The sequence below is a fragment of the Gluconobacter morbifer G707 genome, from assembly GCF_000234355.1.
GTDB lineage: Bacteria > Pseudomonadota > Alphaproteobacteria > Acetobacterales > Acetobacteraceae > Gluconobacter > Gluconobacter morbifer.
In genome coordinates, this window is record NZ_AGQV01000005.1 from 217956 (window position 1) to 240503 (window position 22548).

Here is a 22548-nt window from a genome sequence, read left to right on the forward strand (position 1 = left end):
CGACGCCATGACAGGAGACATCTCTCATGCATGACGATGCGATTCCCCTTGTGGCGATCGTCCTCTTCTTCGGGACCACCATGTATATCGTGCGCATGATCGCGTATGCTGTCCGTGGCAAACCGCGATCAGATGACCCTGTCCTTCAGGGTGCCCTGACACAGGCTGAGGCCCATGCGGCCCGTCTCGAAGAAAGGATCGACCAGCTCGAACGGATCCTTGATGAGGATATCCCGGGCTGGAGAGCAAGGAGTTCTCGATGAAGTCCCGCACCGTCTTTCGTTCCGCACTCCTGGCTTCGCTGGCCGGGATGGCGTTGATGCATCCCGCACGCGCAGCGCGCGTCACCCTCTCGGGGGAGGAGCTCGACCTGTCCCTTCCCTGCACGGGAATGGTCAAGGTCATCGTGGATCCGCACATGCAGGACGGTGCGACCCTCGACAGCAGCAACGCAACGCAGGTGACCATGCACGCCGCGCGGGAGGAAGCGTCCAGCCGCATCACGATCGGCAGCAAGTCTTGCTCGCCGAACGGAAAGGTGACGGTCAGCATTTCCCCCAATACCGGCCTGTCCATTCATGACAGTCATGACACCCATTTCATCGTGACCGGGGCTCTGGCGTCCCTAGATGCGTCCCTCGATTCGAACACGATGGAGATCGACGACACCCAGTCCCTCGATCTGAGCATGCGTGGATCTTCCAACGTCTATATCAAGTCGCTTCAGCGGGCCGGGCAGGTCGTGGCGTCGGGAACATCAAGCTTGACAGCCGATACGGTGCAGCTTGCAGCCTTCTCAGCGCAGCTTTCGCAGAATTCCTCGCTCAGCCTCGGGGGCGGCACGATCGACGCCCTCACGCTCATCACCACCAACGAGGCCACCGCCACAATTCTTGGAACGGCCACCGTCGCCACGGTGACGGCCAATGGCAGCGGTGACGTCAATATCGACAAGGTCACGGGGCCGATCGTGCGCTCGGGAAGCGGCACCATTCATGTCGGCGCCCAGAACGGCGTGGTGTATCGTCCGACGCCAACCCCGTCGTCCGCACAGCCACCGGCCGCAACGGCCCCACAGACCACCCCTGTCGCGCCCACGACGCCGGTTCCGGCCGCGCCGTCCCTTCCCGTGCCAACAACCGGAAGCGCCTCACAGACAGGTCAGGCCCCGGCAGGTCAGCCCCCGGCTTCGCAGGCTCCGGTCACTCCGGCGCCTCCAGCCACGCCAGCAGCTCCGGACGAAAACGGAAAAGGCACTACAACATCCGTCACGGCCCCTCCCGCCGAGACGGCACCGACCAGAACGGAACAGGCCCAAACGGGTCAGGCGAGTGCAGGAAATACCGGGCCGCAGGCGACCCAGGCCGCTCCATCCACAACTTCGCCAGCGACTCCATCAGCGGCCGTCCCAGACACCACGTCCCGCCCCACCACGCCGGCTGGGCAGTCCACGGAAACCGGGACAAACGGGAACAGGACCAGCGAATCGTCATCGCCGTCACAGGCGCCATCCGCAGAGCAGGCTCCTGAAACGGCTGCGCCGCTCCCCGGCCAGACCGCGACACCCCCGGCACAGACGCAGACCACCATCCAGCCGGATGGAACCGCTCCTTCCACGCCCCGATCAAGCGCTCCACAGCAAGGGAACTGACAATGATCCCCCGCAGGTTTCTGCCCGCAACGCTGCTTGCCGCAGCCGGCCTTCTGTCTTTCCATCCGGCCGGTGCGGACACGCTGACACTCGGGCCGACCTGCCTGTCCCGTCTGACCGTTCTTGGGGGTGAGGTGCCACGCGTTATTAGTGGCCCGGAGGACCTGCTCCGGAGCAGGGGGAAAACCACGTCCTTTCATCTACCGGTTCATGACTGCGGAGATCTGGACAGCGCCACGATCCAGATCCGCCGGGGGACCGACATTCACCTCGCTTCGGGACATGGCCGGACCGATTACACCATCAATGGCGTGGATGGAGATCTGAGCGGCACCACGGCAAATGGCGAAGTCGAGGCCGATTCCGTTCGAACGCTGAACCTGAACATTCATGGATCGGGGGATATATCCCTCGGCTCTGCAACGGGGCCGGTCACGATCCGGAGTTTTTCTTCGGGAAATTTGACCCTCTCCAGCCTTTCAACGCCCAGTGCCAGCATCATGGCCATGGGAACCGGGCATATCCGGCTGCTCGGAGGGAATATCGGCAATCTGCGTATCCGGACCTATGGCTCCACAACCATCACCGCTCATGTCACCGCGCAGGACGCCGATCTCGAAACACTCGGCAGCGGTAATATCATTCTTGATCGCGTGACCGACAACCTGCGAACGGGCGTGTTCGGTTCCGGCAGCCTGCACGTCCGGAATCAGGAGGGCGCCAGGGCCACAACCACTGCCGCCCCAGAAAAATCGTCGATGTTCTCCGACATCGTTTCGGATGTGATGGACGCCTTTCAGCCGGATTGGGACGCCACCACCGTCTCCGCGCATGACAGCACACTGCCCGCACCACCAGCGCCGCCTGCCCCGCCCTCTCCTCCCCGTCCCGTCACGGTCACCCTGACGGCTTCGGACGACTCCCATCATCCGGTGCTGAAAATTATCCTGGAAGTTCTGCTGATCATCTGGGCGGTCAAGGCATGGCGTCGTTACCGGGCGACGGGCGAATACCCTTTCACGAATGCCACCGACCGACTGGCGCGGGGATACGCGCTTTTCCGGCAGCAGTTTCACCAGCAGGGCAGCGAACCCCGGTCTGTCGGACAGCAGGTCGGCCTCTTCTGGCAGACTCTCCGCACGGCCCTGCGGGAAGACAGGCAATACCGCCAGGCCCAGACAGCAGGCGCTCCCCTTCCGGCCGGGCATCCGCTGGCGCGCCTCCAGGACCGCCTGAACCGCATGGAGCCACGGATATCACGGATCGAACATTTCGTGACGTCACCCGAATTCGCGCTGGAACGCCAGTTTCACGACCTTGAGCACCCGCAAAGCCGTCACGGCTGAGACAATGTTTTGACGTGGGAAGGCAGCACGGCTAGGGACTGAAGGGTGAATGCCGTTCTTGATCCCATTGCAGCCCTTGGCCGCACCGTTCTCAATCTCATCCGGCAGTCGGGGTCCATCGCCCTGTTCGCGCTGGAAGCGGTGTCACATCTTGTGCGGCCGCCGTTCTACGGACGCATCTTCCTTGGCAGCCTGATCGAGATCGGTTTTTTCTCCCTGCCGGTCGTGGCGCTGACGGCCCTGTTCTCCGGCGCGGTCATCGCACTTCAGTCCTATGTCGGGTTCGGCCAGTATCATGCCCAGAGCGCCATCGCCGGGATCGTGGTGCTGGCTGTCACGCGTGAACTGGGGCCCGTTCTGGCCGGTCTGATGGTGGCCGGGCGCGTGGGAGCGGCCATGTCCGCGCAGATCGGCACCATGCGCGTGACGGATCAGATCGATGCCCTGACCACGCTCTCCACCAATCCGATGAAATATCTGGTCACGCCCCGTCTTCTGGCCGGGACGCTGGCGCTGCCGTTCCTCGTCATGATCGCGGACATCCTTGGCGTTCTGGGCGGGTTTACGGTCTCGGTTTCCAAGCTCGGCTTCTCTCCGGGGACTTACATCACCGCAACATTCAGTTCGCTGAAAACGATGGATGTGACGGTGGGGCTCGTCAAAGCGGCCGTTTTCGGTTTCCTGATCGCCCTTCTGGGCTGTTATAACGGTTACAACAGTCGGGGCGGCGCGGAAGGCGTGGGTGCGGCAACGACATCGGCCGTTGTGGGAGCTTCCATCCTGCTTCTGCTGTTTGATTATCTCCTGACGGACCTGTTCTTTTCGCAATGACTCCTTCCCCGAACAGTATCCCCGCCAGCGGCGCAGGCACCCCGGCCGACAGGCCTCCGAAAATCCGCATCCGTGGCCTGCACAAGGCGTTCGGGCGCAAGCTGGTGCTGGACAGCATTGACCTGGACGTCGAAACCGGCACGTCCATGGTCATCATCGGCGGGTCCGGGTCCGGAAAATCGGTTCTGCTGCGCTGTATTCTCGGCCTGATCGAACCCGATGCGGGCACCATTGAGATCGACGGCGAAAACCTCCTGACGGCGCCGCGCGCCCGACAGGATGCCCTGCGCAAGCAGATCGGCATGCTGTTCCAGAATGCGGCCCTGTTCGACAGCATGAGCGTGGGAGACAACGTGGCCTTCGGTGTCCGCGCCAAGCATTCCAGCCGCAATGGTCCGGCTCCAACTCGCCGGCAGGCGCTGGAACTGGCAGGCGGTCTTCTGGAACAGGTCGGTCTGGACCCGTCCGTGGGAGATCTCAGCCCCTCGGAGCTTTCCGGCGGCATGCAGAAGCGCGTCGGACTGGCACGGGCCATCGCCGGAAATCCGGACATCATGTTCTTCGATGAACCCACGACCGGCCTTGATCCGATCATGGGCGCTGTCATTGACGGGCTGATCGTGGACTGTGTGCAGAAACTGGGCTCCACCGCCATCGCCATCACCCATGACATGGCCTCCGCACAGCGGATCGGGAACCAGGCAGCCATGCTTTATCAGGGCAGGCTGATCTGGCAGGGCCCTGCGACCGATCTCATGCATTCCGGCAATGCGATGGTGGACCAGTTCACGCATGGCCGCCGCGAAGGACCGATCAAGATGGAACTGCGGAAATGATTCCCCGCCAGCGCCCTGCAATCTCGAAGCGGGTCTGGCAGCGGCTGGGCCTGACCTATCTCATCGCCCTGCCGATGGTGTTCCTGCTGTTCAGCCATCCGCCAAAAACGCACAACCTGCTGCTTCAGGCGCTTTTCCTGCTGCTGATCGTCACAATTTCCCGCGTGATGGCACGCCTCATCATCCGGAGTGACGATTGATCTCCCAATGACTGGATCATAACGGGAACACTTCCTATATCGGAAGCAGCCGGATCCGTACAAAGAGAGAACACAGCCTTGGCCAGAAAGCCGACCACGCGATTTGTATGCCAGAACTGTGGCGCTACCTATCCGAAATGGGCAGGCCGCTGCGAAGCATGCGGGGAATGGAACACGCTGGTCGAGGAAACGGTCGAGCCGACCGCCCGCAAAACGGGCAAGCTGGCTGCAGGTCGCCTTCAGACCGTCCGGCTGGATGGTGAAGCTAAGCCCCCGCCCCGCATCAATACCAGCATTGCCGAACTGGACCGCGTTCTGGGCGGCGGCCTTGTTCCGGCCTCCGTGGTACTGGTCGGGGGTGATCCGGGGATCGGCAAATCAACCCTCATGCTCCAGACGACATGCGCCCTCGCGCGGAGCGGACATCGTGTCCTGTATGTCTCGGGGGAAGAGGCCGTGGACCAAATCCGCATTCGCGCCCAGCGCCTTGGGCTGGACCGGGACAGCAAGACGCTGGATTCGCTCGATCTCGCGGCGTCCATCAATGTGGGTGAAATCGTCGGATCGCTGGAACATGACCGGGCGCATACGGTCGTGGTCATCGATTCAATCCAGACAATGTGGCTGGAAAGCGTGGAAAGTTCGCCCGGCTCCATCGCGCAGGTCCGGGCCAGCGCTTTTGAACTGATCCGTCTGGCAAAAACGCTGGGTTTCGCGCTGATCCTGATCGGCCATGTCACGAAGGAAGGCTCTCTCGCCGGGCCGCGCGTGCTGGAACACATGGTCGATGCGGTCATGTATTTCGAAGGTGATCGCGGGCATCAGTTCCGGATTCTGCGCGCCGCCAAGAACCGCTTCGGCGCAACGGACGAGATCGGCGTTTTCGCCATGACCGACACCGGCCTGACGGAAGTTCCCAACCCCTCTGCCCTCTTTCTCGCCGAGCGACGGGGCAACATCGCGGGATCAGCGGTCTTTGCCGGAATGGAAGGCACGCGCCCTGTCCTGCTGGAAATCCAGGCTCTGCTTTCGCCAAAAGCGGGAGATGGCGCGCCCCGCCGGGCCGTCGTGGGGTGGGATACGTCCCGGCTGAACATGCTGCTGGCGGTTCTGGATGCCCGGTGTGGACTGAAACTCGCGAATATGGACGTGCATCTCAATATTGCCGGTGGCCTTCGGGTGAATGAACCGGCAGCGGACCTGGCCGTGGCAGCAGCCCTGGTTTCCGCTGCGACCGGCCATCCGACCTCACCCAGCGCCGCGTATTTCGGTGAAGTCGGGCTTTCGGGAGAAATCCGGCAGGTCAGTCAGGCTGACCTGCGGCTCAAGGAAGTCGCCAAGCTGGGCTTTGGAGAAGCCATCCTGCCACGTCGCGTCTCGGCCGGATCGGCGCGGGTCAAGCCGCCGCCAGGATTGAAGATGACGGAAATCGGACATCTCACGGATCTGGTCGGCCTGTTCGCGGAACCGGAAAAAGGTTGATGCCGCAGCGGGGACAACAACCGCTCCCCGCTCGCCGGAAAAGGCTGCGTCAGAAACGGAACACTACGTTGGACTGAGCGTAACTCCCGCTTTTTGCGCCCGCTGCGCGAAGACTGTCCGAAGCGAAGAACCGCGCGCCATAGATCTGCCAGGTCAGATGCCGCTGAAGCTGGATCGTCAGGGATGCCTGCGGTACGACGCCGATATAGCCCCCACGATACGTTTTCGCGAAGCTGTAGGGGCCGGATGAACTCCAGATCGCGCCATCACCGTTCTCACGCCACATGAACGGCGCCTTCAACTGAAGAGACGCAAACCCTTTCCAAGGCGTCAGGCGGAGCACAGGCGAGATGCTGACGAGATTGGACGGCTGGATATATGTCGTGGTGTCGAGATAGTTCGTCTGGGGATTGAACGGCGCCATGTAGGTACCGATTGTTCCGTTCTTACCATCCGGCCCTCCGGAATAGATGTCCGTCTGAAGCCCGATGAAAGGGTGAAGGGGAGACGGCGTGTGCCGGTAGCCGGCAATTGCATTGACAGCATAGGCATTCACCCGATTGCTGCCCGCATTCTTCGCCGCCTGAAAACCGCCATACTGATATAGTCCGCCGACGGAATATTCGAGATCTGCCGCCGTGCCATACCAGCGGAAGCCTACATTCTCGCGCGAACTGACGCCCTTCACACTACCCGTCGCCGTGGCAATGACTGAAAGGCCGCTATTGTAATGGTATCCGTAGTAAAACAGGTCCAGAAATGAATGGACCGCCTGGCTCCCGACTGAAAATTTCGGCACGACCATGGTGATATCAGCGCCGTAAAGCCGCGTATCGTAATCTTCCTTGTCATGGAACATCCGGTTGTCATTGATGTTCGTGCCAACGAAATCAAACACGTCGAAGCGGATATTTTTCCAGATGGCATAGGCACGACCGCCGTTCCAGGCCAGTGGCACGTTCGGCGTCTCGCGATTGTAGAGAATATAGGACGGGGCATCGAGAAACTGCTGCCGCCCGAACATGAAACCTGTTTTCGCGCCAAGCAGGTTTCCCTTCAACTCGATAAAGGCCTGCTGAAGATCGAGCCGTTTGCGAAAGGTCGAACCGTAGCTGAAACCTTTCCATCCCCCTGCATCCGCATTGATGAGCTGACCGAAAAGACGGACATGCTCCCCGAGATGCAGATCGGCGCCATACAGGTTTCTGACCCCGAAACGCCCTGAATGAACACGCCCGCTCGTGCCGAGAAAAGCGGCCTCGTCATACCAGTTGCGAAGGCGCGTCTCGCCGGAGAAGGACAGCCAGATCGTTTTGGAACGGTTCAGAGGAATGAATTTCAGGATGTCGAACGGATCATCCCGCAGTTTTGGATCCTTCAGATAGCTCCAGTCCTCCGCCCAGGGCGCAACGCCATACCGTCCGACCGGCCCGAACCCGGCTTCCTCGCCGTTTCCGTAATTGAAGGCGCCCCAGTCGCTCTGATGCCCCTTAGGTGAACGGTTCTGCTTCGCCGTCACCCGTCGCGGCTGCCCGACGAAACCGGCATGAGGATAGTTCTGGACCGGAGGGCGATCTGTTGAAGGGACGGTGATCCATTCCTCCTGACTGCTGGAAACCGACGTGGAGGATTGGGCGGAGGATGGTCCATCCGCTGCATGGGCTCCCCCTTTCAGGACAGCCATCATGCAGCAGGACATCAAGACCGTGAATCTTACGGAAGATCGCCTTCTGGTACGCGGGAGAAATGGCTGGAACACGGAGTCCGGTCTTTCAAAAGAGATGTCACGAGAATCACTACCGATTCCACAAAAAACATCAATTCAGAAAGTTTATATTATTAAATAACTTTTTTATTTAGTGTTAAATATCCATGACCTGTACCGCCATCTGTCCACGCGTCATATCCCGCAGGGCATCAAGGACAGTTTCCAGATTTTCAACCGGCACAGCCAGCGTCATCCAGGCTCCCGTTGCATCAAAATCACATTCGGTCCTGCTGGCGCCCCAACCCGGATATCGCGCCTCGACCAGTGAATAATCCGAAAACGCACAATGGAATCTGATGCTGCGTGTCTCCACCAGTTCCAGGCGTGCCGCTTCCCGCAGGCAGGCGCTCGCCGCGCCGCCATAGGCACGCACCAGTCCGCCGGCGCCAAGCTTCACGCCTCCGAACCAGCGGGTGACCACCACCATCACATTGTCGAAATCCTGTCCGTCGATTGCTGACAGAATCGGTCGTCCTGCCGTGCCGGAAGGTTCACCATCGTCGCTGGTACGAAAACGCTGTCCTGTCCTGAATGCCCAGCAGTTATGTGTTGCATCTGCAACGGTCACCTCCTCCAGGAAGGCGAGAGCGGCAGTTTCGTCAGGGACAGGCGCCGCACGAACACAAAAAACACTGTTACGAATCACACTTTCATGCTCGGCAAAGCCATCCAAAGTCCAGGTCATGGCTTCACTTCTGCCGCAGGATAGCTGAAATGTCAGGATGGGGTAGGGAAACGCTGCCCGTTCTGTTAAGGGTAAGCCCCATGTTTTCGGATCTGATCGGCCGGCTGAACGCCCTGTGCGCCCGGCGTGCGCCCCTCGTTGTCGCCCTGTTCGTACTTTTATGCGCAGGCTGCATTGCCCTGAGTGCCAAACGTCTGAGCGTGACAACCGACACCGGCAAGATGTTCGCGTCCAGTCTGCCGTGGAAAAAGCGCAGCGCGGAACTGACGCGCCTTTTCCCGCAGGATTCCAATCAGCTCGTCGCCATCATCGACAGCAACCTCCCCGAACAGGGTCGCGACGCCGCGCGGCAGCTCGCCTCCGTTCTGAGCCGGGATCATACCCATTTCAAAACCGTCAGCCTCCCCGGTGACAACGCCTTCTACAACAGTCACGGCTTTCTGTTCCTCGACAAGAAAGACCTTGAACCCCTGCTGGACTCCATCGTCTCCGCCCAGCCTTTCCTCGGGACGCTGGCCGCCGATCCGTCAGCTCGGGGCCTGTTCAATGCCCTGGGCCTGATCGAGGAAGGGATCAAGGCCGGCCAGGGTATTCCCAGCGGCTTCAGTGGAACGCTGGACGGGTTTGCCTCTTCCCTGCAGGACGCAGCAAACGGCCATCCCCATGATCTGTCATGGCAGAACCTTCTGGTCGGAAAACTGGCCGAGATGGGCAGCCATTACGATTTCGTCGTGACGCAGCCGAACCTTGACTACAGTTCCCTGCAGCCCGGCGAAGGCGCCACGACCGCCATGCGCACCGCCATCAACAACCTGTCCTTCGTCAAATCGAAGGAAGCCTCCGGCATCATCACGGGTGAGGTCAAGCTGGCGGATGAGGAGTTTTCCACCGTCGCGCACGGCATGGTCCTCGGTCTCGTCATTTCCCTCGCCCTCGTGGCCTTGTGGCTGTGTCTGGCGGTTCATTCTCCGCGCGTCATCGTTCCCATCCTGATCACGCTCGTGACCGGCCTGATCCTGACCACCGGCTTTGCAGCCCTCGCCGTGCAGGAACTGAACCTGATTTCCATCGCTTTCGCCATCCTCTTCGTCGGCATCGCGGTGGACTTCGCCATCCAGTACAGCGTGCGTCTGCGCGGACAGCGCAACCCGGACGGTTCCCATCCCTCCCTGCATGACGCCATTGTCGAGACGGGACGGGAAAGCGGCGCTCAGATCCTTGTCGCCGCACTGGCCACTGCGGCCGGCTTTCTCGCGTTCTACCCGACCAGCTTCATCGGTGTTGCACAGCTCGGCCTGATTGCCGGCTTCGGCATGCTGATCGCCTTCTTCTGCACCATGACACTTCTGCCGGCCATGCTGGCGCTGTGTCATGCGAAACTGGGCAATGGCTCACCGGGCTTCGCCTTCATGGCACCGGCAGATCACTTCCTGCGTCACAAGCGCCGGAAAGTCATCGGCATCTTCGCACTGCTGGGTATCGTCGGCATTGCCCTGATGCCGCTGCTGAAATTCGATGCGGATCCGCTGCACACCAAGGACCCGCACACGGAAGGCATGCGCGCGCTTCACCTGCTGGAAGCCAACCCGCTGACCACACCCTATAACGCGCAGGTTCTCGTTCCGAACCTGACGGAAGCCGCGAAGGAAGCCGCCGCCTTCTCGAAGCTGCCGAGCGTGCATGACGTGCTGTGGCTGGGTGCGCTGGTGCCTGATGACCAGAAAACCAAACTGGACATGATCGCCGACACCGCTTCGATCCTGCTGCCGACCATCACTGTTCCCAACCCTCTCCCCGCCCCGGACGCAGCGGCCATCCGCGCCGCCACGGTCGCCGCGGCCCAGAAGCTGGACAGTGTGAAGGATCAGCTTCCGCCTTCCCTGAACCACATCCGCGAGGCGCTGGAAAAGCTGGCCAAGGCACCGGATCAGACACTGCTGGACACCAGTCGCGCCTTGACGCGATTCCTGCCGGATGAGCTGTCCATGCTGAAGGCGGCTCTTCAGCCGTCTCCCATCACCCTCGACAGCATCCCGCAGGACATCCGGCGCGACTATGTCCTGCCGGACGGACGCGCGCGCCTGACGATTCATCCCAATGGCCAGATGTCCGAGACACCGGTCCTGCACCGTTTCGTCAGCCAGCTTCGCTCCGTCAATCCGGATGTAGCCGGTCCGGCCATGGAGATCACGGAAAGCGCCAACACGATCGTCCATGCCTTCACGGTGGCGGCCATTTCGGCTCTCATCATGATCGCTATCATCCTCCTGGTGGTTCTGCGCCGCCTGCTGGATGCGGCCCTGGTCATGGCGCCGCTGCTGATGTCCGCTCTCCTGACGGTGATCCTGATCGTCACAGTCCCGGAAACTCTGAATTACGCCAACATCATCGCCCTGCCGCTGCTTCTGGGCGTGGGTGTCTCGTTCAATATCTATTTCGTGATGAACTGGCGTGAAGGTGTCAAAGGTCCCCTGACGTCTCCGACGGCCCGCGCCGTCCTGTTCTCCGCACTGACCACCGCAACGGCCTTCGGATCTCTCGCCCGTTCCGGTCATCCCGGTACGGCCAGCATGGGCCGGCTGCTCCTGATGTCGCTCGGCTGCACGCTGGTCTGCACCTTGATCTTCGTGCCGGCCCTCCTGCCGAAACGCCCGATCGACGACGCCTGATCCCCCCTGATCGGACGTAATCTGCCGGAATGTGAATGACCATTCCGGCAACCGTCCTTTTCCTCAAGGGTTGAACTCTCCAGCCAAAGGAGGATTCAACCCTTGAGTACGGATCATTCGGGACTCCCGCGCGGCATTGATCATGTCGGCGTCACGGTCCCTGACATCAATGCCGCCATCCGCTTCCTCGAAGTCGCTTTCGGCGGCATTCCCCTCTACCGCAACGTAACGCACGCCGCTCCCCAGCAGGGCCCGGAGACCGAGAAGATCCTCGGGCTGCCCGTAGGGACGGTCGTGCGGGAAATGTGCATGGTCGCGCTCGGTCATGGGCCGGGAATCGAACTTTTCGAAATGCATGGCCCCGACCAGCGGGATGCCAGCCGCCCCTGTGACTGGGGACTTCAGCATTTTGCGGTCTATGTCGATGACATTCATGCCGCCTGCCACCGTTTCCGGGAAGCGGGAGGCACCCTTCTGACGGAACCACAGAAACAGCCTTCGCTGGAGGCCGGACCAGGAAACATGTTCTGCTATGGCCGTACCCCCTGGGGCATGATCATCGAACTCCTGTCCACCCCCAGCCAGGAACGGTTCAACGACATTTCCCCTATCGACCGGTACCAGCCGCCCCCACGGACAGGAGAAAACACATGAAACGGTTCATCCTGACGGGAGCATTCGCCCTCGGGCTTGCTTCCGTCACGGCGCACGCCGCCGATCCCACACCTCCGACCGCCTGGTACTGGCACAACTGGACGGACCATAATGGCGTCAGTCACATGACACGCTGTCCGTTCCATAACTACGTTCTGAAAACCATGTCCAAGCCAGCCGGCCCGCAATGGCAGGACCGGCTGAAAGAAGGGAAGGCGCAGGTCATTTCCACGGTGCAGCCCGCGCACTGGGACGGAAGCTGGCATCCTGACCCCAAGGTCCAGTGGATCATCCCCCTTCAAGGCACATGGTATGTGACAGCCATGGACGGCAAGAAAGCCGTCATGGGACCAGGTGAGGTCTCTTTGGGAGAAGATCAGCGCAGCCGCCGGGACGCACAGGGCCACATTGGCCATTTTGCAGGAAATGTCGGGGACGGGCCCGTCACGCTGATGGTGATCCAGACGGATGAGACGCCCACCGTCGATCAGCCCTGCCGCTTCAAATAAGGATCGCCTGACATAAAAAAAGCCGGGGTGAAACGCCCCGGCTTTTTTCGTTCGCAGAACAGGAAGTCGGTCAGGCGTCCTTGCGGACCTTGTGCTCGACCTTGATGTTGTATCCCTTGAGCATGCCGTACCAGTACAGACGCGGGAAGACCTCCGTCTTCAGGAACCAGGCGAAACGGCTCGGCTTGCGCTCATCATAGGGGAAGCTGGGCGCGACCTTGCCACCGTAAAGGAATTCCGCCAGTATGACCTTTCCGTAGGATACCGTCAGCGGGCAGGCACCATACCCGTCGTAGCTGCCCATCTGTGGCCGGCCATCTAGAGAGGCCAGGAGATTCTCGACCACAACCGGCGCCTGCTCACGCGCGGCCGCAGCAGTCTTGGCGTTGCTGGTCCCGATGACGTCTCCCGCGCCAAAGACCGTATCATAGGTCTTGTGACGCAGGGTTGTCGGGTCCACGTCCAGCCAGCCTGCCGGATTGGCCAGCGGGCTTTTCTTCACGAAATCGGGCGCGCTCTGGGGCGGGACGACATGCAGCATGTCGAATTTGCGCGTCACGGTCTCTTCCGTTCCGACAATCTGGAAAGTGGCCTCGCGTTTTGCGCCGTCCACCTTGATCAGGTTTTCCTTCTTGTGGACATCCACACCGTAGTAATCCATCTGGCGCTGGAGGGACGGTACGAAATAAGGCACGCCAAACAGGGCGTCTCCGGCCAGACAGAAATCGACCTTCGTGCGGTGCAGCGAGCCTTCCTTCCGCCAGTGATCACAGGCCAGATAGACGATCTTCTGCGGCGCGCCCGCGCATTTGATCGGCATGGGCGGCTGCGTGAACAGGGCCGTCCCGCCATCAAGATGACGGATGCATTCCCATGTATAGGGCGCGGTCTCGCGAGAGTAGTTGGACGTGACGCCATTGCGGCCGAGCGTCTCGGACAGACCCTCGATCTTGTCCCAGTCAAGCTGGATGCCAGGGGCCACGACCAGGCGGCGATATTCCACCACGCGGCCACTATCGAGCGTCACCGTGTTGGCGTCAGGCTGGAAGGACGCCACAGCCGCGCGCAGCCAGGTCACGTTCGGCGGGATCAAACCGCCTTCCTGCCGCAGCGTTTCAGGCAGCGTCATGACACCGGCGCCCACAAGGGTCCAGCCGGGCTGATATCCATGAACCGTGGACGGCTCAATGATGGCGATGGACAGATTGGCGCGTTTCCGTCTCAACTGGGCCGCAATGGTAATGCCAGCGGCACCGCCGCCAACGATGACAACGGAGAAGCGATCCTCATAGGTGGGTTCTGCCATGTGTGATGCTCCAAAGTCATGACCGGCGGAAGAAGGCTAGGCCAGACGGGCCAGCCTTTCCGTCAGAAGTGAATAGAATACGTCCGGTTCAACGTCATTGATCCACAACGCATTGGGCGTGCGATCGGTTACTTTCCACAGATCAACAACACTCTGCCCCATGCATAGCGGCGCGTCGACCTCGATCTCCACATTACACGCAACCCCATGGAAAAGTTCCGGCCACAGCAGCCAGCCGACTGTCAGCGGATCATGAAGAGCGCCGCCTTCCCAGCCGTATTTCAGCTTTTCGAACCGGTCTTCCGCCCCGATCATCCGCAGGACCATCTCCGAAACAGGCGTTTTCAGATCACGCAGACCAGCCAGACGCGATGGCGTGGCGATGGCACGATGCGTGACATCCAAGGGCAGGAGCGTCAGGGGGACGCCTGCTTCCATGACGATCTGCGCCGCGTGGGGATCGACGTAGAAATTGAATTCGGCGGTCGGGGTGATGTTGCCCCCTTCCCGCTGCGCGCCACCCATCGCCACGATATGCCGGATGCGGGGTGCGATGTCGGGGGCATGGGTCAGCGCGGTGGCGATATTGGTCAGGGGACCAAGACAGACGAGCGTGATGTCACCTGCCGCCCGGGCGCGCAGCACGTCCACGAGATGCGTTGCGGCGTCCATGGCCTGCGCCCGCAGTTTCGGTGCGGGAAGGTTCGCCCCTTCCATGCCGCTCTGACCATGCACATGCTCGGCGCTGACAGGCGGACGATGCAGCGGCCGCGCCGCGCCGGGGAAGACGGGAATATCCGCTCGTCCGGCCAGTTCCAGCAGGGCGCAGGCGTTTTTCGTGGTCTGGGCAACAGGGACATTGCCCGCCACGGTCGTGATGGCTTCGACCTTCAGTTCCGAAGAGGCGAGCGCCAGCAGGATCGCGACCGCATCATCCTGACCGGGGTCCGTGTCGATGATGATGGATCGGGGTGTGCGGCTGGCGTTCATCATCGTCAGGCGTCCTTCTGGTCATCCTTGAACCAGACCTCGACAGGGCCGGAAACCTTCAGCGTCATCGGCCGTCCCTTGCGGTCCAGGGATTTGCCAACCGCCAGACGCACCCATCCTTCACTGATGCAGTATTCCTCGACGGTGGTCCGTTCCTCTCCCTTGAAGCGAACGCCGATGCCGCGCATCAACGCTTCTTCATTGTAATACGGGCTGGTCGGGCTGGCGCAGAGGCGGTCGGGAGGAGTATCGCTCATGGAATCAGTTCCTTCATCTCGTTTGTGCCCCTTCTGTAGCGCCGGAAGCCCCGCGCTCCAAGCCATGCCGCCGGAGACAGCCCCCTGATGCGTTCTCTTTCCACCCGCTTTTCGGGCATTGCCCTTCTGGGCCTTTGCGCCCTGACCGTTCTCCTGACAGGATGCGCCTCGCAGGATGAGGATGATTCCTGGTCCGTCAGCGCGCCTGTGGCAGCGGGACAGGCCATCCGCCTCGATACGGTACCGTCGCATGAACCGGCCCGCGTCTATCGCCTGACCTATCGCAGCACGGACGCCCGCAACGCCCATCAGCTCGTGCGTGTCTCGGCGCAGGTTCTGGTCCCGCGCGGACGCGCGCCAGCCGGGGGCTGGCCGGTCATGGCCTGGGCACACGGGGAAAGCGGCCTTCATCTGACCTGCGCGCCCTCCGTCATGGGCATCGGCACGGTGCAGGCCCGCTTCTATGATGGCTGGCTGCGGCAGGGCTTCGCCATTGTCGCCACGGACTATCCGGGACTGGGTGAGCCGGGCGCGCCTCTCCAGCTCAATGCCCGTTCGGAAGGAATGAGTGTTCTGGACGCCGTGCGGGCGGCCCATGAACGCCTGCCCGAACTGTCCGAAACCGTGCTTCTGAACGGCCACTCACAGGGCGCACAGGCCGTTCTGGCCGCGGCGGGTCTGGCGTCGTCCTACGCACCACAGCTTCATATCATGGGCACGATCGCCGCAGCGCCGCCCTATCTGGACGAAACAGGAATCCAGACTCTTCTGCACCCCCGCAACCCGCACGTCTTCTCGCCTGCGGTTCCCGAACTGCTGACGCTCGGGGCTTCGCTGGCGACGGCCGATCCCTCCTTCAATCCGTCATCCGCCTTCACGCCGCGCGCGCAGAAAATGCTTCAGGACGCCCGCACGAGTTGCAGTTCCGATTTCTTCCCCCTTGTCCGCCGCTCCGGACTGACGCCCGCCACCACACTCCAGCCTGATGCGGAAACAGCGCTGGCCCCCGCCCTGGACTGGACCCATTATCCAACCTTTACCCTGCCAGCCCCCGTCCTGATCGCGACCAGCGGTCAGGATCTGCATACATCGCCCGCGGAACAGAAGCGCCTGACGGCACAGCTCTGCGCAGCGGGAACGAATGTCACGACGTGCTATTATTCCTCCATCTCCCATAACGGAACCCTGACCGCCATGACATCGGACGCCCATGCGTTCGCACAGAAGCTCCTTTCCGGAACCACACCCGTTTCGGAATGCAACCGCTGACAGGAAAAATCCCTTGTTTTCAGCGATTTTTCCCATAGGGGAAACGATCTGATACCGTCCCCGCCATGAAAATCCTCATCACTGGCGCAGCCTCCGGCATTGGCCGCGGGCTGGCCCTGAAACTGTCACGTTCCGGCGTGACCCTCCATCTCGCTGACCGGCATCAGGACGGACTGACGGAAACCGGACAGCAGTGCAGGACGCAGGGCGCCACCGTCATGACACGCTGTCTCGACGTGCGTGACCGCGCTGGCATGGCGGACTGGATCGGGGAAGCAGGCTGGGAGCGGCTGGATCTGGCCTTCCTCTGCGCCGGCATTACCGGCGGTTTGCCCCCTGCCGCCCCGAACGGCACCGCCATCGAACGGGAAGAACACGCCCGCGAGATGATAGACACAAACCTGATCGGCGCGCTCAACACGCTTTTCCCGCTTCTGCAGGTCATGCGGGATCAGACGCCTAAAGGCCCGGAAAATCTCCGGGGCCGCATCTGCGCCATCGCATCGGTCGCGGGGTTTGTCTCCTATCCGGGAACCCCGTCCTATTCCGCCTCCAAGGCGGCGCTGGACCGTTTCGTCGTCGCCCATGCCCGCCAGCTCGAACGCATCGGCATCACCCTGACAAGCGTCTGCTGCGGGTTTGTCGATACGCCCATGGTGCGGGGAAACGGCTTTCCGATGCCGGGGCTGATCTCCACCGAGGACGCCGTCCGTCGCATCCTGTCAGGCACGCTGCGCGCCCGGCGGCGGGTCATATTCCCGCGCTGGCTGGTCATGGGGTCCCGGATGATGGACCTCCTGCCGCCCCGTGTGGCTGAACTCTACTATTGCCGTCAGCCTTCCGCCCAGCCTGCCGGAATGCCGGATTTCTGACGTATCCCGCGGACGGGGCATGACTTTGCGTGTCATAACGGTAATGACAGAAATGGCGAAAAAACGGATAAGCTCGCGTCATGAATTTCTGTCGTCTGTTCATCGACCGCCCCGTTGCAACAACACTGATGTCCGTTGCCATCTTCATGGCAGGGGTCATCTGCTACCCGCTGCTGCCGGTGGCCACGATGCCGGACGCCACGACGACAGACATCATGGTGGTCGCCAGCCAGCCGGGTGCCGATCCACAGCAGATGGCCAGTTCCGTCACGACGCCACTGGAGCGGCGGCTTGGATCCATCGCCGATCTCCAGAGCATTGAATCCGACACCAGTTCGGGACAGGCGCAGATCTTCATGGAGTTCTCGTCTTCCCGCAATATCGACGGCGCCCTGCGCGATACACAGGCGGCCCTGCGCGCGGCACGCAGCGACCTGCCGACCGGGACGCTGGATTCCGATCCACAGGCCTTCAAGCTCGATGGGGGTGGTTTTCCGGTCTATCTCATGAGCCTGACCAGCGATAACGCCTCACAGGCGGAGCTGTATGACGTGGCCAATATCCGCGTCAAACCGCTGCTGGCGCAGGTCAAGGGCGTCGGCCGTGTGGAGGTTGTCGGTTCCAGCGAGCCGGCCGTCCGGGTAGAGATGAATCCCGGTCCACTCTATAAATGGGGCATCGGCTTCGAGGATATCCGCACGGCGCTGGCTTCTGCCAATGCGTTCACACCCAAAGGCTTCATCGACAGCCACGGCACGCGGATGATGCTTTCCACCAATGATCAGGCCATCAATGCCGCCCAGTACCGGGACCTGATCGTCGGATACCGCAACAACATGTATCCCGTCCGCCTCAGTGACGTCGCAACCGTCATCGACAGCGTACAGGACGTTTACCAGACCAGCTACATCAACGGCCATCGGGCCATTACGCTCGTCGTCACGGCGCAGCCCCATGCCAATACGGTGGCGATCGTCGATGGCATCAACGCCAATCTGAGCCATCTGCGGGAAGCTCTCCCCGCCAGAATCAATCTCGTGGTGGGACTCGATACGTCCCGCTCGGTCCGGGCGGCGCTGGAGGATGCGAAGATGACGCTTGTCATTTCCGTCATCCTCGTCGTCCTCGTGATCCTGATGTTCTTCCGGCGCATGATCACGACCCTCATCCCTGCCGTGACCGTCCCCATCGCCCTGTCCGGCACACTGGCGGCCATGGCGGCCTTCAATTTCACACTAGACGTCCTGTCCCTGATGTCCCTGACGATCGCGGTGGGGTTCGTGGTCGATGACGCCATCGTGGTTCTTGAAAACATCGCCCGGCACATCGAGGAAGGCAAAGACCGCTACGAGGCCAGCCTGATCGGATCTGCCGAAATCGGCTTTACGGTCGTGTCCATCAGCGCATCCCTGATCGCGGTGTTCATTCCGCTCCTGTTCCTGCCCGGAACGGCCGGGTCGATCATGTTCGAATTCTGCATGACGATGATTTCCGCCATCGTCATCTCCATGTGGCTGTCCCTGACCCTGACACCCATGATGTGCGCACGCCTGCTTGAGGTCGATCACCCGGATGCACCCCGCCGGGGCCTGACCGGGAAAATCGCCAGCCTCACGGAAATCATCCTGGACCAGACAGGCGAACTCTATGCCCGCTCCATGCGACACTGTCTGCGCCACCCGATCCTGATGGGCCTGACCCTGCCCCTCAGCTTCGTGGTGCTGGTCGGGTCCGTTGTGCTGATGCCCAAGGAATTCATTCCCGAACAGGACATTTCCCTGCTGGAAGCACGCGTCAAGGGTGACGCCACGATGTCCTTTCAGGAAACCGACCGCCGTCTGCGTGAAATCGGTGGGATCGCCCAAACGGACCCGGACGTGATCTCGACCACGATCTTCAGCAATGACAAGCGCTCGGGTCAGATCTTCCTGCACCTGAAGGACAAGGACCAGCGCCCGGCCGCCAGCGTGATCCTTCAGCGCATCCGCAACCGCCTGCCGCATGAAGCCGGCGCGGACGTGTCCTTCTGGAGCGTTGGCGGCAACAGCCAGGGCGGCAACAGTTCCAACAATACGGGCAGTTACCGTTACGTCCTGCGTGGTGAGAATATCGAGGACCTCTACGCCTACATGCCCAGGCTGCTCAGCGCGCTGCGGGCATCGGGAAAGCTGGTGAACATCTCCTCAACGACGGAAGGTCAGTCTCTCGCGGCCTATGTGACTGTGCGCCGTGATACCGAAGCACGTTACGGCGTCACGCCGCAGCTGATCCAGAATACCCTGTATGACGCCTACGGACAGGCCATCGCCTCCACCATCCACCTTCCCACAACGGATCACCGCGTGGTCATGGTCGTGGCGCCGCAGTATCGTGAAAGCGCGGAAATGCTGAAGCAGATGTGGATTTCCACTGCTGCCGGAACCGCCGCTGGCGGTGTGGCCTCCAACCTCATCCGCGCCAGAAGCGATGCCACGACCTCCACCAGTACCTTCACGTCCCTTGCCACGGCATCAATCCAGAATTCCCTCGCCAACCAGATTTCTGGCAATACGTCGAGCGGCTCCGCTGTTTCATCCTCGACCGAAACCATGATCCCGCTGGCAAATGTGGCCTCCGTTCTCTGGAAACCACAGCCGCTCGATATCTCGCATCGCAACGGCTATTATTCTTCCGATATTTCCTTCGATGTCGCCTCGGGCGTGTCTTACAACCAGGCCGTCCAGCTCATCCAGCAGACCATGGCCGACACCCATCCGCCCGATGGCATTCTGGGCGAATTCACTGGAACAGCCGGTAACACAGCCGAAGTCATGAAGAACGGTCTGATCGCTTTCGCGGCGGCCATTGCAGTCATGTATATCGTGCTCGGCATCCTCTATGAGAGCCTGATCCACCCGATCACCATTCTCTCCACCCTCCCGTCCGCCGGGATCGGTGCCGTGCTGGGGCTTTGGATCTGTGGCGAATCCTTCAGCATCATCGCGATCATCGGCATCATCCTGCTGACCGGTATCGTCAAGAAAAACGCCATTCTGGTCATTGATTTCGCCATACAGGCCGAACGCGAACTGAGCATGTCCCCAAAAGACGCCGTTTTCCATGCTTCCGTCACCCGTTTCCGCCCGATCCTGATGACGTCTCTCGCCGCTGCGCTCGGCGCCGTGCCACTCATCTTCAATCACGGTTATGGCAGCGAAATGCGCAAGCCGCTTGGCGTCTCCATCCTCGGAGGCATGATCGTCAGCCAACTTCTGACTCTTTATACGACGCCCGTCGTCTATCTCTGGATGGATGCCATCGGCGCTTGGACGCGTCGAACCATCCAGCGCGCCCTGACGGTCTTCCATCGTCGGGATCGGTCCTCCTCCCTGCCTGAGCAGATCTGACGGTTCTGATCCCGCGCCTGAATGAAGACGGGATGGCTTTCCCGTCAGAGCGTGGGCAGACTGGGCGTCGATGGTCGCTGGCGGCTATCGGCGGAGAGCGGCATGATCCCCGGGATGACGTCCACCTCCGTCCGGTCGAGAACCCGCGCCGTCAGAATCATGCGGCTGTTCGGGTTGTAGACATGCACAGTGTCTCCTTTTCCCGCCGCCTCAAGCACCGTTCCAGACACCGTCAGATGCAGTCCGCCTGAAGTAAAGGAAGCCACGACGGGGCTTCCGCGATGGACAATCTGCGGGTGAACCAGCATGGACGCACCAAGCGCCTGCCCTTCCAGCAGGCCCGTCCGGGCTTCCAGACCCACTCCGTCTTCCGGAGACTGAAGAGCATCTTCCGGAAGCTGCGATGCCCGGATCAATCCCGTCGTAATATCATCCGGCAGGATGAGCTGTCCCGAATGCAGGGCATGACGCAGCACGACGGCACGGACCTCCATCGTCACGGTTCCGTTCACATTGAAAACCGTTGGCTGTCCACCATGCGCGGACGGAATTTCGAGCCGCGCACTGAAATGCTCCGCTCCCCGCTTTGGGGCTTCAAGATGTAGCAGCACAGGAGCGGCCCTGTCCTCCAGAGGAGCGGCAACAGGCCTGAAGCCTGAAAGAGAAATTTCGACATGACCTCCCGGCGGCAGATCCAGCTCCTGCCGGATGACAGGCAGGACATCTTCCTCCGTCACCAAACGGGTCGCGCGCGTCAGAGTTATGGAAACGAGAGGGGAGGCGTCCGGCCAGTCCACGCCAAACTGGGCAGCGATGGCCGTCAGTTGCGGACCACCCACCGCGTAATTTGCGCCCAGCGCCGGGGCATCTCCGATTTCCATATCCTGTCCAGCGCCGAGGCCGGAAAACAGATCGGACAACCGGACGCGGGCATGATCGACCGTGACACCAGTGCGCAGTGTTGCCGCATAGGTGAAAACAGGAAGGCCGGACACCGCCAGCAGGACCACCAGCCCCCCTGCTCCCAGAGTCCGGCGCATGTTCAGCGGCCTGCCAGATTGGTCAGGGTCTGCATCATGTCGTCAGCCGAAGTGATGACCTTGCTGTTCATCTCATAGGCGCGCTGGGCCGTAATGAGGTCGGTGATTTCCGTCACCACATTGACGTTGGAACTCTCGACGAAGCCCTGTTCGATACTGCCATATCCCGTACTCTCCGGCGTGCCCATCATGGCATCACCCGATGCAGTCGTCTGGGTGAAGAGATTCTGCCCCATCGCCGCCAGTCCGTTCTCATTGGTGAACGTCGCAAGCTGAAGCTGTCCCACGATGGTTGAATTGTTCTGCCCCGCGATCGTGACGCTCACCTCTCCGGACTGGTCAATGCTGATGCTCTGGGCGTTGTTGGGGATCGTGATGGTCGGGCTGAGACGATAGCCATCCGCCGTAACGAGCGAGCCGTTATTGTCTATGGAAAACGTGCCATCGCGTGTGTAGGCCAGCTGACCGGAAGGAAGCTGGATCTGGAAATACCCCCGCCCCTGTACGGCGAGATCAAGGGCATTGCTGGTCTGTTCCAGACTGCCCTGCTCGTTGATGCGGTAAATAGCGGCCGTCTTCACACCGAGACCGATCTGCGCGCCGGATGGAACCGTCGTGCCGGTATCGGATGAACTCGTCCCGACGCGGCGCATGTCCTGATACATCAGGTCCTGGAATTCGGCGCGGGAGCGCTTGTATCCCGTCGTGCTCATGTTCGCGATGTTGTTGGATATGGTTTCGACGTTGGTCTGCTGGGCCTGCATGCCCGTTCCGGCGATGTCGAGTGCGCGCATGGG

General features: G+C 61.3%; 20 protein-coding genes. 13 read left to right on the plus strand and 7 right to left on the minus strand.

The window, feature by feature from the left end; genetic code table 11:
• Positions 1-26 precede the first annotated feature (26 nt).
• From pspB to radA, 7 genes are all read left to right on the plus strand, one after another.
• On the plus strand, positions 27-263 hold the full coding sequence (gene pspB / locus GMO_RS08525) for an envelope stress response membrane protein PspB (RefSeq protein WP_008851960.1): 237 nt from the start codon (positions 27-29) through the stop codon (positions 261-263).
• A complete protein-coding gene (locus tag GMO_RS08530) occupies positions 260-1651 on the plus strand; it encodes a hypothetical protein (protein WP_008851961.1) in 1392 nt (463 codons plus the stop codon). Before pspB ends, GMO_RS08530 begins: the two co-directional genes overlap by 4 nt.
• 2 nt (positions 1652-1653) lie before the next feature.
• Positions 1654-2997 carry a DUF4097 family beta strand repeat-containing protein gene (locus GMO_RS08535; protein ID WP_008851962.1) on the plus strand — a complete coding sequence of 448 codons (1344 nt, stop codon included), beginning with the start codon at positions 1654-1656 and terminating at the stop codon, positions 2995-2997.
• Between the two features lie 45 nt (positions 2998-3042).
• On the plus strand, positions 3043-3828 hold the full coding sequence (locus GMO_RS08540; RefSeq protein ID WP_008851963.1) for an MlaE family ABC transporter permease: 786 nt from the start codon (positions 3043-3045) through the stop codon (positions 3826-3828).
• Positions 3825-4664 (plus strand): ABC transporter ATP-binding protein, encoded by an 840-nt coding sequence (locus GMO_RS08545; RefSeq protein ID WP_008851964.1) that lies wholly within the window; start codon positions 3825-3827, stop codon positions 4662-4664. Before GMO_RS08540 ends, GMO_RS08545 begins: the two co-directional genes overlap by 4 nt.
• Positions 4661-4864 (plus strand): hypothetical protein, encoded by a 204-nt coding sequence (locus GMO_RS08550; RefSeq protein ID WP_008851965.1) that lies wholly within the window; start codon positions 4661-4663, stop codon positions 4862-4864. The genes GMO_RS08545 and GMO_RS08550 overlap by 4 nt, the downstream gene beginning before the upstream one ends.
• Before the next feature lie 78 nt (positions 4865-4942).
• A complete protein-coding gene (radA, locus tag GMO_RS08555) occupies positions 4943-6346 on the plus strand; it encodes a DNA repair protein RadA (protein ID WP_008851966.1) in 1404 nt (467 codons plus the stop codon).
• A 49-nt stretch (positions 6347-6395) separates the two neighbouring features.
• Here radA and GMO_RS08560 read toward each other — a convergent pair whose 3' ends face one another.
• On the minus strand, positions 6396-8033 hold the full coding sequence (locus GMO_RS08560; protein WP_245528465.1) for an alginate export family protein: 1638 nt from the start codon (positions 8031-8033) through the stop codon (positions 6396-6398).
• Positions 8034-8208: 175 nt separating this feature from the next.
• Positions 8209-8799: an IMPACT family protein gene (locus GMO_RS08565; RefSeq protein ID WP_040508748.1), complete on the minus strand. Its 591-nt coding sequence runs from the start codon at positions 8797-8799 to the stop codon at positions 8209-8211.
• A gap of 80 nt (positions 8800-8879) precedes the next feature.
• Here GMO_RS08565 and GMO_RS08570 point away from each other — a divergent pair, with 80 nt between their 5' ends.
• From GMO_RS08570 to GMO_RS08580, 3 genes are all read left to right on the plus strand, one after another.
• Positions 8880-11468, plus strand: coding sequence for an MMPL family transporter (locus GMO_RS08570; protein ID WP_008851969.1), 2589 nt, complete (start codon positions 8880-8882; stop codon positions 11466-11468).
• Positions 11469-11570: 102 nt separating this feature from the next.
• On the plus strand, positions 11571-12122 hold the full coding sequence (locus GMO_RS08575) for a VOC family protein (protein ID WP_008851970.1): 552 nt from the start codon (positions 11571-11573) through the stop codon (positions 12120-12122).
• Entirely contained in the window at positions 12119-12631 is a 513-nt protein-coding gene (locus GMO_RS08580; RefSeq protein ID WP_008851971.1) for a cupin domain-containing protein, read from the plus strand. The genes GMO_RS08575 and GMO_RS08580 overlap by 4 nt, the downstream gene beginning before the upstream one ends.
• Before the next feature lie 70 nt (positions 12632-12701).
• Here GMO_RS08580 and GMO_RS08585 read toward each other — a convergent pair whose 3' ends face one another.
• From GMO_RS08585 to GMO_RS08595, 3 genes are read right to left on the minus strand one after another with little or no spacing between them, the layout of a single operon-like run.
• Complete coding sequence (locus tag GMO_RS08585) at positions 12702-13937, minus strand: NAD(P)/FAD-dependent oxidoreductase (protein WP_008851972.1); 1236 nt, start codon at positions 13935-13937, stop codon at positions 12702-12704.
• A 36-nt stretch (positions 13938-13973) separates the two neighbouring features.
• Positions 13974-14930: a nucleoside hydrolase gene (locus tag GMO_RS08590; RefSeq protein ID WP_008851973.1), complete on the minus strand. Its 957-nt coding sequence runs from the start codon at positions 14928-14930 to the stop codon at positions 13974-13976.
• A gap of 2 nt (positions 14931-14932) precedes the next feature.
• Complete coding sequence (locus GMO_RS08595; protein ID WP_008851974.1) at positions 14933-15184, minus strand: DUF3297 family protein; 252 nt, start codon at positions 15182-15184, stop codon at positions 14933-14935.
• Between the two features lie 87 nt (positions 15185-15271).
• Here GMO_RS08595 and GMO_RS08600 point away from each other — a divergent pair, with 87 nt between their 5' ends.
• The 3 genes from GMO_RS08600 to GMO_RS08610 all read left to right on the plus strand — a co-directional run bounded on the left by GMO_RS08600 (position 15272) and on the right by GMO_RS08610 (position 20711).
• Positions 15272-16453, plus strand: coding sequence for a lipase family protein (locus tag GMO_RS08600; protein WP_008851975.1), 1182 nt, complete (start codon positions 15272-15274; stop codon positions 16451-16453).
• Between the two features lie 65 nt (positions 16454-16518).
• Entirely contained in the window at positions 16519-17325 is an 807-nt protein-coding gene (locus GMO_RS08605) for an SDR family NAD(P)-dependent oxidoreductase (RefSeq protein ID WP_008851976.1), read from the plus strand.
• Positions 17326-17405: 80 nt separating this feature from the next.
• Positions 17406-20711, plus strand: coding sequence for an efflux RND transporter permease subunit (locus GMO_RS08610; RefSeq protein ID WP_008851977.1), 3306 nt, complete (start codon positions 17406-17408; stop codon positions 20709-20711).
• Positions 20712-20755: 44 nt separating this feature from the next.
• Here GMO_RS08610 and flgA read toward each other — a convergent pair whose 3' ends face one another.
• Positions 20756-21751 carry a flagellar basal body P-ring formation chaperone FlgA gene (flgA, locus tag GMO_RS08615; protein ID WP_008851978.1) on the minus strand — a complete coding sequence of 332 codons (996 nt, stop codon included), beginning with the start codon at positions 21749-21751 and terminating at the stop codon, positions 20756-20758.
• A gap of 2 nt (positions 21752-21753) precedes the next feature.
• Positions 21754-22545: a flagellar basal-body rod protein FlgG gene (flgG, locus tag GMO_RS08620; RefSeq protein ID WP_008851979.1), complete on the minus strand. Its 792-nt coding sequence runs from the start codon at positions 22543-22545 to the stop codon at positions 21754-21756.
• Between the last annotated feature and the right edge of the window lie 3 nt (positions 22546-22548).

Coding starts and splice junctions, on each gene's coding strand:
- pspB (WP_008851960.1), top strand. CDS start 27: ATGCATGACGATGCGATTCCCCTTGTGGCGATCGTCCTCTTCTTCGGG.
- GMO_RS08530 (WP_008851961.1), top strand. CDS start 260: ATGAAGTCCCGCACCGTCTTTCGTTCCGCACTCCTGGCTTCGCTGGCC.
- GMO_RS08535 (WP_008851962.1), top strand. CDS start 1,654: ATGATCCCCCGCAGGTTTCTGCCCGCAACGCTGCTTGCCGCAGCCGGC.
- GMO_RS08545 (WP_008851964.1), top strand. CDS start 3,825: ATGACTCCTTCCCCGAACAGTATCCCCGCCAGCGGCGCAGGCACCCCG.
- GMO_RS08550 (WP_008851965.1), top strand. CDS start 4,661: ATGATTCCCCGCCAGCGCCCTGCAATCTCGAAGCGGGTCTGGCAGCGG.
- GMO_RS08560 (WP_245528465.1), bottom strand. CDS start 8,033: ATGATGGCTGTCCTGAAAGGGGGAGCCCATGCAGCGGATGGACCATCC.
- GMO_RS08565 (WP_040508748.1), bottom strand. CDS start 8,799: ATGACCTGGACTTTGGATGGCTTTGCCGAGCATGAAAGTGTGATTCGT.
- GMO_RS08570 (WP_008851969.1), top strand. CDS start 8,880: ATGTTTTCGGATCTGATCGGCCGGCTGAACGCCCTGTGCGCCCGGCGT.
- GMO_RS08580 (WP_008851971.1), top strand. CDS start 12,119: ATGAAACGGTTCATCCTGACGGGAGCATTCGCCCTCGGGCTTGCTTCC.
- GMO_RS08585 (WP_008851972.1), bottom strand. CDS start 13,937: ATGGCAGAACCCACCTATGAGGATCGCTTCTCCGTTGTCATCGTTGGC.
- GMO_RS08590 (WP_008851973.1), bottom strand. CDS start 14,930: ATGATGAACGCCAGCCGCACACCCCGATCCATCATCATCGACACGGAC.
- GMO_RS08595 (WP_008851974.1), bottom strand. CDS start 15,184: ATGAGCGATACTCCTCCCGACCGCCTCTGCGCCAGCCCGACCAGCCCG.
- GMO_RS08600 (WP_008851975.1), top strand. CDS start 15,272: ATGCGTTCTCTTTCCACCCGCTTTTCGGGCATTGCCCTTCTGGGCCTT.
- GMO_RS08605 (WP_008851976.1), top strand. CDS start 16,519: ATGAAAATCCTCATCACTGGCGCAGCCTCCGGCATTGGCCGCGGGCTG.
- GMO_RS08610 (WP_008851977.1), top strand. CDS start 17,406: ATGAATTTCTGTCGTCTGTTCATCGACCGCCCCGTTGCAACAACACTG.
- flgA (WP_008851978.1), bottom strand. CDS start 21,751: ATGCGCCGGACTCTGGGAGCAGGGGGGCTGGTGGTCCTGCTGGCGGTG.
- flgG (WP_008851979.1), bottom strand. CDS start 22,545: ATGCGCGCACTCGACATCGCCGGAACGGGCATGCAGGCCCAGCAGACC.